The sequence below is a fragment of the Neorhodopirellula pilleata genome, assembly GCF_007859915.1.
In the GTDB taxonomy this organism is placed as follows: Bacteria; Planctomycetota; Planctomycetia; order Pirellulales; family Pirellulaceae; genus Rhodopirellula; species Rhodopirellula pilleata.
The window spans coordinates 483,143-495,201 of the sequence record NZ_SJPM01000003.1; the positions used below are offsets into that span (position 1 = coordinate 483,143).

Annotated in this window: 8 protein-coding genes; all 8 read right to left on the reverse strand. The window is 56.6% G+C overall.

All coding sequences use genetic code 11. The features are described 5' to 3' along the window. Nucleotides 1-9 precede the first annotated feature (9 nt). A complete protein-coding gene (locus Pla100_RS10610) occupies nt 10-567 on the reverse strand; it encodes a hypothetical protein (protein ID WP_146577654.1) in 558 nt (185 codons plus the stop codon). 21 nt (nt 568-588) lie between these two features. After that, nucleotides 589-1,635 carry an ankyrin repeat domain-containing protein gene (locus Pla100_RS10615; protein WP_146577655.1) on the reverse strand — a complete coding sequence of 349 codons (1,047 nt, stop codon included), beginning with the start codon at nt 1,633-1,635 and terminating at the stop codon, nt 589-591. Between the two features lie 385 nt (nt 1,636-2,020). Continuing rightward, nucleotides 2,021-2,599 carry an ECF-type sigma factor gene (locus Pla100_RS10620; RefSeq protein WP_315853465.1) on the reverse strand — a complete coding sequence of 193 codons (579 nt, stop codon included), beginning with the start codon at nt 2,597-2,599 and terminating at the stop codon, nt 2,021-2,023. Nucleotides 2,600-2,732: 133 nt separating this feature from the next. Continuing rightward, nucleotides 2,733-7,007 (reverse strand): hypothetical protein, encoded by a 4,275-nt coding sequence (locus Pla100_RS10625; RefSeq protein WP_146577657.1) that lies wholly within the window; start codon nt 7,005-7,007, stop codon nt 2,733-2,735. Nucleotides 7,008-7,368: 361 nt separating this feature from the next. Further along, entirely contained in the window at nt 7,369-7,707 is a 339-nt protein-coding gene (locus tag Pla100_RS10630) for a hypothetical protein (RefSeq protein ID WP_146577658.1), read from the reverse strand. 140 nt (nt 7,708-7,847) lie between these two features. After that, nucleotides 7,848-9,527 carry an energy-dependent translational throttle protein EttA gene (gene ettA / locus Pla100_RS10635; protein ID WP_146577659.1) on the reverse strand — a complete coding sequence of 560 codons (1,680 nt, stop codon included), beginning with the start codon at nt 9,525-9,527 and terminating at the stop codon, nt 7,848-7,850. A gap of 212 nt (nt 9,528-9,739) precedes the next feature. Next, nucleotides 9,740-10,345 carry a Uma2 family endonuclease gene (locus Pla100_RS10640; RefSeq protein WP_146577660.1) on the reverse strand — a complete coding sequence of 202 codons (606 nt, stop codon included), beginning with the start codon at nt 10,343-10,345 and terminating at the stop codon, nt 9,740-9,742. A 4-nt stretch (nt 10,346-10,349) separates the two neighbouring features. Beyond that, the gene (gene guaA / locus Pla100_RS10645; RefSeq protein ID WP_146577661.1) at nt 10,350-11,960 is read right to left on the reverse strand and encodes a glutamine-hydrolyzing GMP synthase; all 1,611 of its coding nucleotides are present in this window, start codon (nt 11,958-11,960) and stop codon (nt 10,350-10,352) included. Nucleotides 11,961-12,059: the final 99 nt, after the last annotated feature.

Below are 12,059 nucleotides of genomic sequence, written 5' to 3' on the forward strand. Positions count from 1 at the left end.
ACGCAATGTCTACTTTTCATCAGCGTTTGTTGTTGAAATCGCTGCATCGGATGCGTGGACTTCCGATACCGACCGGACTTCGATCCCCGATCCCCTGACCACCATGGCATCTTCGGCAAATATCGGATTTTGCGAAAAATCATCGTCGTCGGTGAGTGTAGGTTGACTCCATGTTTTGCCCGAGTTCCATACGCCTTCCACGATCACGGTTCGCCCGACCATCCCTCTCAATGTTTCTGATGGTACGAACTTGGTCGGTAGAATCGGCGTTTCGCCAACCATGAATTCATGCCCCAACCAGGCCTGCGTGCTCTTCACATCCGGTCGATAGTGCCTCAAAACGCCCTGAGCGGATCTTGTGTCAACGGATTGGAGTTCGCTGGTTGGAAAAGCCGATCCCGCCACATTCCCTGGCACACCGGGGGCATTTCCGTTCTTTCCAGAGCAGGAAACTAAAAAACCGACCGCAATCATCATCGAGAATAGACGCATCGCTCTACTTTGAGGGTTCTGTTCGGAATTGAGTAACCCGTTTCGACCATCGGGAGATTCGTAGATGAAACTCATGTCATTCGATTGTTGCAGGAGTCATGAAGTTCGGGACTGCAGCAGTTCGACGATCGCCTGCCATTGACGAGAGTGTTTTCCGACAACATCGATGGCCGACTTTCCAGCGCTGTTTCGGATCGTCGGATCGGCCTCGTGTTTGAGAAGTAGTTCAACCGATTGACGTTTGCCGAGACGCGCTGCTCGAATCAACGCCGTCGCATCGTCTCCATTGCATACACGATTAATGTCAACGTTGTGCTTCAAGAGCAGATCGATCGATTTTGGATTGCATGCGGCCTGAACGAGAAGAGAGTAACGCTTCACGTCAGTCGTCTCAGGCGGTAAGCCAGCATTCAACAACATCCGAAGCAGCTTTGGGTCGCTAAAGTTTCCGTGCGGGTACTCGCCATCACCTACCTCGCTCAAGTCATTGCCGCATGCTTCCAACTCCGCCTGAATCTGATCGAACAATCGATCTCGATCGGGCTTGGCCAACAAACGGAAAAGCTTTTTCAAATTGGGTGCATGTCGCTTACCCGTGTTCTCGATGGCATTCGTTTCGTCTGCGGCAGGTTTCATCGACGCGCGAACCTTGAAAGACGCCGAGTCCATCTTCTCAACGAGTTTCGAGGCAGCGGCAATGCGTTGCTCGTTGCCCCGCTGCGTGGATGCCTTCGGTCGCCACGCGACGCCTTCTGTCTGTGTACACTTGGACCGAAGCGGAAACCTCGATACCACGGCAAGGCCAGTCGAAGTCGTCAGTTCATCAAAGCATCCGGCACCGATTCCGTCGGTCAGTTGCCCCTCGAAGTCCTCTCGCAATGCCTTGATTTCTTTCGGAGTCAGCTTGCGTCGACTGTCGACCTCAACGGTCAAGGCAAGGTTACGCTTCTCATCGACAAATAAACGCGGATAACCACCACGTAACGCACATTCTTCCGCAAAGGCCAGCTCCGCATAATTCAGCACAGAATCGGTGTGACAAGCAAGGCCGTCAAGTTTTGGGATAAGCCGCTCCGACGCAACAATGGCACCGTCGTGATCGACCAACTGTGCCCGCAACGAACTCAGGATTTTAAATCGCATTTCATTGACCACTTAGGATTTCGAATAAAGGCTAGGATAAGCGATCTAATAGGGTGCCGTCCATTATTCATCCCAGTCCGGGTGGTGCCATCGACTTCTCACTGCGTTGAGTGCACGGTCTGGTTTTGACTTTCTTCCGTGCTCGTACTCAGCATCGCTGTGCGCGTGCCGGTAACGCTTCGACGCGCCGCCGTAGATCGATGTCTTCGCCACAGGCCTTGTCAAGGAACGACGCGTGCGACACCTCATCGGGCAACTCAAGAGCTGCGGTAAAAATTTCCTCTTCGGTCACAGCCAGATCCAGACTCTGCAGGGAGGTGATTGTCGGAAAGTCGACAGACGTAACCTCAATGCGAAATTTCTGCCACTGGCTAGCCAACTATTTTCAAGATTTCTTTTCGTTTGTTTCAATCGCCCGCCTCAGCCAGGCCCGCGCATAAGTCCAGTGCCGCCCTGCTGTCCGCTCAGCAAGTCCCATTGTGGCGGCAGCTTCCGCGAGCGTCAGTCCACCAAAATAACGCAACTTGACGAGTTCCGCTTTCAAAGGATCTTCCGTTTCCAGTTGCCGCAGTGCTTCATCAAGTGCGATTAAGTCTTCGTGAACTTCAGGAGCCGCGGTAATCTCCGGCATCAGATCGAGCCGCACCAGACCTCCACCATTTCGCACTGCCGCTTTGCGGCGGGCACGGTCCACGAGAATACGCCGCATCGCTTCCGCAGCAGCGGCAAAGAAGTGACCGCGACCGTCAAACTGCTGATCGCCGACCATTCGCAAGTAGGCCTCATGCACAAGCGCCGTCGCACTCAGCGTATTGCCAGGGGCCTCGGCAGCAATCCGCACGGCAGCAAGCTTGCGTAACTCGTCATAAACAAGCGGCAAGAGTTGCTCTGCCGCTTCAGGCTTTCCTTGACCAATGATCGTAATCAATCGAATGACTTCATTCATAGTCGCGTAATTCACCATCTTCAATACGAGGGCAACCAAGTCAATCGAGAAGATGCTGCCCGTTGCCAATAGTGCCAGTTGCCAATGGTGCCAGCTGCCGGGTCTTCGCTATCGCTGCGACCCAGCCTACGAATTTATCGGGCGGATTGGTTTATGGTCTTTTTTTGCGCATGTGGGGTAGGCGGCGGCCTTGGGTGGCGGCGGTGGTGAGTTGAATGCGGATGTCGTCGAGGGTGAGAGGGCTGACGGGGATCGTGATGAGGTCTTGGAGGTCGATCTCGCTGACTAAGTTTCGCTTGCCGATCTTTTCGACTTCTTCGTCGAGCGCTGATAGCCAAGGTGGTAAGTCCAAACCGACTCCGACGGGGCGTTTGGATAGCTCATGGGCTTCTTGTTCGAGTTGCTCGAACGCGGCGCTGTCGCGGTTGGCTTCCGCGTCGGCCATCGCGGGGGCGATGAAGGCTCGCATGCGATCGATCGTCATCGGCTGGACGAAACGTTCTTCGATTCGATCGGCGATGGTGGGCATTCGCATCGAGTATCGTTGTTGAAGTTCACGCAGTCGCTTGACGTACAGTTCGGCTTCCGAGGTGATCCGTTCGTTCAAACTGTTTCGCCAAGCCAGCGCGGCGTCGTCGAGGCCCATCCGCACGAGTACTTGGTGCGTCCACATGATCGGTTTGAGGTTCCAGGCGACGCGTTCATAGCGGGCTTTGAGTCGCAAGAAATCCAAGAACGTGTAGATCATTTCACCACGATCGCTTTGCGTCGTTGTGCTGTTGTAGTCTTGGTACTCGGCGTGATGATCCATCAAGGCTTCGAAAACCAACGTGATCCAGCGGGCCGCTTCGGGGAGTTCGATCCGCCCTTCTTCGATCGCGATCATCAGGTCGGTGTCGTCGAGCAGATCGTCGCCGTCTTGCCATGACCGGCTGAGCCAGCTCTCGACGCCTTGATGCAGGACCGCGCGGATGTTGCTGAGTTGCAAGAAGCCTTGGGTGAACAGTGGATCGCCGAAAGTCCGAATGAATTCGACCAAGCGTTTCCATTTGGCTGTATCGCCGACCGATTCCAAGGGTGAAAGCCGCAACGTTTGGCTGTGGGCGAGCCAACTGCCGAGCATCACTTCGGTGAGTTTTTCCAATTGAGGGATCAGGGTATCGGCAATCAGCTTTTGATCCGTGGGGGTCAAGTGGCGATCGGCGGCGGTGGACAAGCCGGCGTCAAGATGCGGGTAAGGCGGCAGCGTGGAACAGGCGTGCAAGACGGCCTCAGACATCGAACCTACCATCGAGCGATACCCCGCTCGATACAGTCCGTCGAACTCGGTGACGGCACCCGCGCCGATCGGATTGCGTTGTTCCATTTGCCGGGCCGTTTCGATCAACCGGCAGGTTTCGGTCATCAGGCCGCGTCGGGGTAACCAGTGCAATAAATGACGCAGCACCCGTTCGCGGAGACGGGCGACATAAATCTTGACCGGGTCACCGCCGCGAGAGAGCGGAATGTAAAGGAGGCTGCGATGGATGACCGACTCGACGAAGGCGGGGAACGTATGACGGGCTCGCTCGGCGTCGCCTGCGATCAGGGCGGCGAACAGTTCGATCGCGCCGGCATCGTCTTCGGCGAACTCTTCGCCCGCGTCCGAAGCGATCTTGCCGTCAAGGGCCAACAACGCGCTGGCGATCAACCGCCGCGCATCGGACATCTCGACGGCGGTTTCGATGACGCGTTCCATCAACGAATCACGCAACACGCGTCGACGGTCGTAGGTCCGCATGGATTCGTTGTCGGTGCCGGCCGGCTTGACTTGATAGGCCCGCACGTCACTGAGTAGTTTCAACAAGCCGATGCGATTTTCAACGGCGCGACGTGCCCAAGCTTGCAGCGACTGGATCTGTTGACGGCGAAACTCAGGGTCAACTTCGGCTGCCTTACCAACTTGGGATGTCACATCGACGGGCGATTCGAGATCCACGGTTTGGTTGGTGATGGCGACATCGGCACCGACGGCCCACATGCGGGCGAGGGCTTGCAGGAAGTCCAAGCGGTTGCCGAGGCGTTTGACTTCCGTTTCGAGTTCGTCGACGCTTTCGCTCTCGCCGCTAGTGTCGAAAATCGCACCTTCGTTTCCGTCGTCGGTCGTGTCGCGATAAATCACGTCTTCGTAAGCGGCGTCGAACAATCCCGATTCATCATCGTCGTCACCGGGATCGAGCAGATCATCGGTCGCCGAGGCCAGTTCGCGTTCCCACTGGTCACCCGAGCGTGATGGGTTGTTTTCGTCGCCGACTTCGAATTTCGGTGCCGACCAAAACGATTCGGCGTTGGCTTCGAGATAGTCAAAGAACTTATTGACCCGCGGCCACAGCTCACCGGGTTGGTCACGCAAGTGACCGCGAAGTTGCAACAGCCAGCGTTCGGCAAGCCGCGGCAATGAACTCGCCCCGCTGCGCAGTCCGACACGATCGGCTTGTCCGAGCCAATGAATCAACAAGGCTTGAGCGGGGATGAAGTCTTTGCGTTCGAGCAGTGCCGAGATCACGAGCATGTAAGCCCGCGGTGAATCGAACAGATCGGCGTGGGGTGCCCAAAATGCGATGTCGCCTTGGCGAGCCCCGCCGCGATGCCACAGTCTGAGTGCTTGAGCGACCAACCGAGCCGAATCGTATGACTCCCAGGGATCGGCGGCTTCGACCGATTCGACGGTGTGGGCGGCGAAGGTTTGCCACCACTGGGCGATCTCGCGGTACTGGGTGTCCATTTGGTCGTAGGCGGCTTCGTCATCACGGGCAGCCGCTTCGCTCCAAACGCGGGCGATGTAGCCGAACAAACTTTCAATGATGTAAAGCAGTTCATCCAAGCGGCTGTCGTGGATCGAGTTTTCGATTCCCGGATACAGGCTGTAGTTGCCCATGAACCCGAGGATATCCCAAGGGTCCATCAGTGCGCCACATTGGATCGCTCGTCGGATCAGGTCGTAGGTTTGTTCGGGAACTTCGATCGCCCGTTCAAGATCGCCGGCTCGTAGGGCTCGCAGCCCGAGCGTCATGCAGCAATCGATCCGGCACATCAACCGGGCGGATGCGGCCGAAACCACATCGGCTTGTTTGGCGGCCGAATCGGGGTAACCCATGCGGGCGTAGATTCGGGCCAATTGGACGTGTTGCAATTGGACGGCGCGGCTGCGGGCGAGCGACGCGTTGAGATGCTGCCTTGCCGCGCCGAAGGGTTGGTGACGTTTTTCCGCTTCGAGCATCAACCGTTCCCCGTGCGGTCCTCCGATTTGCGAAATTCGCCATCGGTAGAACTCGTCGCGGTAATTGGCGATCGGCACCATCAACGACCGCAAGGTCACGTCACTGGAATACGCACCCGGCCCCCAACCGGAAACGCCCGAGGCCATCAACATCGTTCCGGCGAGCACGGAAGCGGCTTCCTCTAAGATCTCGTCGGCGTCTAAATCGGTCGCTTCGCGAACCCGTTGCATCAGCGAATCCAACGTGACGCTGCGAAGGATGAAGCGATCGTACTTTCCGTCCGCGTCGATCGAGCGTTCGTCCCAACCGCCGAAATGGTAATTGGGTCGTCGATTCACCGGATGATCAAAGTCGTAGGCGCGTGGGTCCAGGCACAGTTCTTTGATTTGGTTGGGGTCCATCGCGGCGGCACGCAAGACGTCTTCGGGTGCCGTCGTGATGCACCGTAACGCCCGGCGAACTAACTCGCGCCAGGGTCCGGCGGAGATCCCGGCGCCGTCGATGGCCAGCGGAATCGGTCGGACGAATTCATGCGAGTAAGGCTGGCACGCTCGGTTCTCCAAGACGGCGACGGGCCGATAGCCGACGTAGTCGTTGAGTTGCGAGATGACTTGATCGACGAGTTGGTTTTCGTCGTCGATCGAGGATTGTTCGCCGAGCCGTTGCAACATCGCTTCGGCACAGCGAGCCAGAAAAAAACCGTTGAAGATGATCTCGGGTTCGAGATGAAACAGCAAGTCGCGATGAAAGTCGAGGTAGCTCGGCAGCAATTTCGACCACAAGATTCGAATCACGCACTCGGCTCGGGAGACATCGCCGAACGCCGACGTGTTAGCTTGCAACGATTCAGTGGTCTCTTCGAGCCATCGCCGGATGATCAAGAACGGTGGTGGTCCGGATAGCACATCACCACCGGACGCTTCGTCGTGAACTCGGTTCCACGCTTTGAGAATCGCGGGTTGGGCCGGCCCGGACGAGAAGTTCAGATAACCGACGAGACTTTGCAACGCCTCGCGTCCCGCTGCGGACGGGCCTTCCAAGGCGGCACGCCAGGACGTTTCGAAGTTTTCTTCAGACACCAGGGAATGCAGCGGCGAGGTGAACGATTGAGAACCCTTGCCCTTGGTCGAGTCCGCAGGACGGTCGCTGGAAGGATTCGAAGACATGGAAGGGGAATGCCGAACAAACGGGAACGGGACGCCATCTCTCCCGACGAAATCGGAGGAGATGGCTGAATGCTTTAAGGTTGCGGCCGGTTGAGTTAGTGCATTAGGCAATTCTTGTGAGCCGATGACGCTAGCCACGGGCCCCGCAGGACGGATAATATACCGCAAGGCCCGAGGCTAGCGGGCTGTTGATTTAATCGTAACCCGAAGCGTGAGCGAGGGATCGAACACAATTAAATCCTCTTTTTATATCCCTCGCTCACGCTTCGGGTTACGATGCAAACTATCAACACGCCGCTAGTGCCATCGGCTCACTAAATCAACAGCCCGATAGTGCGTTGCCGCTGATACCGTGGTTGATCTAGCTTCGCTTCTTTTTGGCCGCCTTCTTCACGGTTTTCTTGACGCTCTTCTTGGCCGCCTTCTTCACGCTTTTCTTGGCGGTAGCTTTTACCGCTTTCTTGGAAACCTTGACTGACTTCTTTACCGACTTCTTAGCGGGTTGACTGGCGGACTTTTTCGCCGATTGCTTGACCGATTTTTTAACGGACTTCTTCGCGGACTTTTTAGTCCCCGCTTTCTTGCTTCCCGCCTTGGCGGTCTTGGGGGAGGTCTTAGCGGTTGTCTTGGCACCGCCGCCGAAGGCGGAGTCCCAACCGTCAGAGTATTTTTCGTTTGTGCCGACTCGCAGGATCGTCATCGTGTCGATTGCCTCGCAATAAAATGGATGGGTAACGGTGAAAGGGATCGTCGCGGCTGACGATCGAACCCTTCACCGTGTGAACGTTACCACCATGTTTTATCGCATCTGCGAAAATCTACGAGGGGAGAGAGAATCGATCAGCCTGCGTGAATGCTCTTATATCGCGAACGCGGCGTGTCGTCTTCGGCGTCTTCACCCATCCGTTCGCGGCGGTTGCGTTCGTAGGTGTCGAAATTGCCTTCGCACCAAACGACCTTGCCGTCTCCTTCGAATGCCAAAATGTGGGTCGCCAAGCGGTCGAGGAACCAACGGTCGTGCGAAGTCACGACGACGCAACCGGCGAAATTCGCGATCGCTTCTTCAAGTGCCCGCAACGTATCGACGTCCAGATCGTTCGTCGGTTCGTCCAACAGCAACACGTTGCATCCTTTGCGAAGCAGCGAGGCCAAGTGGACGCGGTTTCGTTCTCCACCGGAGAGGATACCGACTTTCTTCTCTTGATCGGGACCTTTGAAGTTGAACTTGGAAACATACGATCGGGCGTGCATGACCCTGCCTCCCATCTCGAAAGTATCGTGTCCGCCGCTGATCTCTTGATAGATCGTCTTGTTCGGATCGAGCTTGTCTCGCGATTGATCGACGTAACCCAGGTCGACGGTTTCGCCGACCTTGATGGTTCCCGAATCGACCGGCTCGTGGCCGGTCAACATCTTGAACAGGGTCGTCTTGCCGGCTCCGTTGGGACCGATGATGCCGACGATACCGCCGGGCGGCAAGCGGAACGACATGTCCTTCATCAACACCTTGTCGCCGAACGCTTTGTTGACCTTTTCGGCTTCGATGACGAGAGACCCCAAGTGTTTGCCCGAGGGGATCTGGATTTCCAGATCGTCGGGACGATCTTCGAACGTTTGGGCGGACATTTCCTCGTATGATTTGATCCGTGCCTTGGATTTCGCTTGGCGCGCCTTGGGGCTCATGCGAATCCACTCGAGTTCTCGGGCGAGGTTTTTCTCGCGAGCCTTTTGTTGACGTTCTTCGAGGGCCATTCGTTTGGTGCGGTTTTCCAACCACGCGGTGTAGTTGCCTTCGAACGGCATTCCCTTTCCGCGGTCGATCTCCAAAATCCACTGGGCGACGTTGTCGAGGAAATAACGATCGTGGGTCACGGCGACCACGGTGCCGGGATACTTGGCCAGGTGTTGTTCGAGCCAAGAAACACTTTCGGCGTCGAGGTGGTTGGTCGGTTCGTCGAGCAGCAGCAGGTCGGGTTGTCGGATCAACAACTGGCACAGCGCGACGCGACGTTTCTCACCACCGGAGAGATTGGTGATCTCGGCATCGCCGGGGGGCAAATGCATGACGGCCATCGACATTTCGACGAAACGATCGAGTTCCCACAGGTTGTTCGCGTCGATGATGTCTTGTAGCTCGGCCATCTCGTCGCACAGCTTGGTCATTTCGTTGTCATCGGTGACGTCACCGAGCAATCCCGTGATCTCGTTGAACCGATCCAAGATCGCTTGCCGTTCGGCGACGGCGACTTGCACGTTTTCGAAAACGGTCTTGGTCGGGTCCAGGGGCGGTTCCTGTTCGAGATAGCCGACCGTGTAGCCTTTGCCCAAACGCGCGGTGCCTTCGAATTCGGTGTCCGTCCCGGCCATGATCTTCAGCAGGGTCGACTTACCGGCCCCGTTGGGACCGAGAACGCCGATCTTGGCACCGGGATAGAAAGCGAGGTTGACGTTCTCGAGAACTTTTTTCTGACCGTGTTTCTTGGTCAGGTCGACGATTTGATAGATGAATTGACCGGACATAGTGGAAGCTGTTGGCTCTCGGCGATTGGCGGTTAGCGATTGGAAACGGAAGGATTGGTGGGACGATGCGAGTGGCTAGGGTTGCTAGTGGCTCGTGACGATTCAAAATTCGAGTGTTCGTGGTAGCTGGACTCGCAAGAGTTCAGTCGGTTTCCTGGCGAAGACCGAAGGCTTGCGACTCCGGCTACCACATTTTGATCGGTCTCAAAGCACTAGGTAAAAAACTCGCTGACTTTTGCTTGAAAGGTTGGTTGGATCTCGGGTAGTTCGATGGTGTCGTTTTCAGTCAGCACGGTGTCGCTGCCATCGCCACGAAATAAACGCACGGTGCGTTGTTTCGGATCGACGACGCATACGACTAAAACGTCAATGCCCAAGTACTCACCGATCTTGATATGAGTTTGCGACCAACGATCGGTTTTTGAAAGCACTTCGAACACGACTTCGGGAGCGGGAGCGTCATAGCTGTCTGGGACCTTCTCTTTCGGCATCCGTTGATACGAACAGTAAGCCACATCGGCACCGCGAACCGAATCGGGGTCGCGTCGGACCAAAATGCCCGCGTCGTTGCCGAAGACGGTTCCACATTCATGCTTTTTGCAGTGAACTTTCAACAGGTAGGCGATTTCGAGACAGATCGCGCCGTGTGAAATCGACGGCTGGTTCATCGCAACCACCTTTCCTTGGATCAGTTCACTGCTTGGGGGAAGCCCTTGGGCGACTTGGTACTCTTCGGCAGTCATCAAACGATACGACGTATCGTCCGATTCACGCACCGCACCCGAGTCACCGATTCGTCCGCCGATCACATCGTTCACACTTTTACTCCCATTCGATCGTCGCGGGCGGTTTGCTGCTGATGTCGTAACAGACCCTGTTGACGCCTTTGACTTCGTTGATGATTCGCGTGCTGATCCGGGCGAGCAACTCGTAAGGCAGGTGGCTCCAGTCGGCCGTCATGAAATCGTCCGTGTTGACACAGCGAACCGCGACGGCGTTGTCATACGTTCTTGCGTCGCCCATGACCCCGACACTTTGGACGGGCAACAGCACCGCGAACGCTTGCGAGGTATCCCGGTACAGACCGGCGTTCTCGATCTCCTCGACGACGATCGCATCGGCTTCCCGCAAGACCTTCAGCTTGTCGCGGGTGACTTCGCCCAAACAACGCACCGCCAACCCGGGGCCGGGGAACGGATGTCGCCAAACGAGTTTTTCAGGCAAGCCTAATTCCAAACCTAACCGGCGGACTTCGTCTTTGAATAAATCTCGCAGCGGTTCGATCAGCTCGAACCCGAGTTCTTCGGGCAAGCCGCCGACGTTGTGATGCAGCTTGATCGTCGCGGCGGGGCCATCTTTGTCGGCGCCGCTTTCGATCACGTCGGGATACAGAGTGCCTTGGGCAAGGAAGTGCGCCTCCTCGATCTTTTCCGCTTCGGCTTTAAAACATTCGATGAACGCGTGACCGATGCGGCGACGTTTCTCTTGAGGTTCCTCGATACCGGCCAAGTCGCTGAGGAATTGATCTTCGGCATCGACGACGTGCAAGTCGGTTTGGAAGTGGCTCGAGAATTCTTCGATGACGAGTTGTTGTTCGTTCTTACGCAACAATCCGTTGTCGACCAAGATGCACGACAACTGCGACCCGATCGCTTTGTATAAAAGTGCCGCGACGACCGACGAGTCGACGCCACCGGACAAACCGCAAATCACTCGCTTGTTGCCGACTTGTTCACGAATCGTCTCGATGGCGGCGTTGGCGAAATCATCCAAACGCCACGTCCCATCACACCCGCAAACCTCGCGAACGAAGTTGCGAAGGATCTGCCCACCTTGAGGCGTGTGGGTGACTTCGGGATGAAACTGCATCCCAAACACGGGCCGGGTGTTGTGCCGGATCGCCGCGTAGGGGCACGTCGACGTGCGAGCCATCACGGTGAACTGATCGGCGATTTGAGAGACTTGATCTCCGTGACTCATCCAAACTTGTTCGGAATCGTTGAGTCCGCGAAAGATCGAATCGCGATCGACAAACTCGCACATCGCCCGGCCGAACTCACGACTGGGCGTGTTGTCGACCTTGCCGCCGAGAGCTTGGCAAGCGATCTGCATTCCGTAGCAAATCCCCAGAATCGGGATGTTCAAATCAAAGATCGCCGGGTCGACTTGCGGGGCACCCTCGGCGTAAACGCTCGACGGGCCGCCGGACAAAATCACGCCCTGCGGAGCCAATTCGGCGATCCGCTCGGCGGTGATATCGTGACGGACGATCGTGCAGTAGACGTTTTGTTCACGCACCCGTCGGGCGATCAACTGAGCGTATTGGGACCCGAAGTCCAAAACGACGATCCGTTGATCGGTCAGCGCGGCGGCGGGGGTGTCGCCGGAGACGGATTCGGGTTGGGTGGTGGCGGTCAGGTCACTCGTGCTCATCAAATCTTCCGAAAACGACGGATAGGGCCAATCCAACAGTGTAGAAGTTGGCTCAAAGTTACCCAAGGGGCGAAATGGCGGGTTCATTGGCGCGTCGAG

Coding starts and splice junctions, on each gene's coding strand:
- ettA (WP_146577659.1), bottom strand. CDS start 9,527: ATGTCCGGTCAATTCATCTATCAAATCGTCGACCTGACCAAGAAACAC.
- Pla100_RS10620 (WP_315853465.1), bottom strand. CDS start 2,599: ATGGTGAATTACGCGACTATGAATGAAGTCATTCGATTGATTACGATC.
- guaA (WP_146577661.1), bottom strand. CDS start 11,960: ATGAGCACGAGTGACCTGACCGCCACCACCCAACCCGAATCCGTCTCC.
- Pla100_RS10610 (WP_146577654.1), bottom strand. CDS start 567: ATGAGTTTCATCTACGAATCTCCCGATGGTCGAAACGGGTTACTCAAT.
- Pla100_RS10615 (WP_146577655.1), bottom strand. CDS start 1,635: ATGCGATTTAAAATCCTGAGTTCGTTGCGGGCACAGTTGGTCGATCAC.
- Pla100_RS10625 (WP_146577657.1), bottom strand. CDS start 7,007: ATGTCTTCGAATCCTTCCAGCGACCGTCCTGCGGACTCGACCAAGGGC.
- Pla100_RS10630 (WP_146577658.1), bottom strand. CDS start 7,707: ATGACGATCCTGCGAGTCGGCACAAACGAAAAATACTCTGACGGTTGG.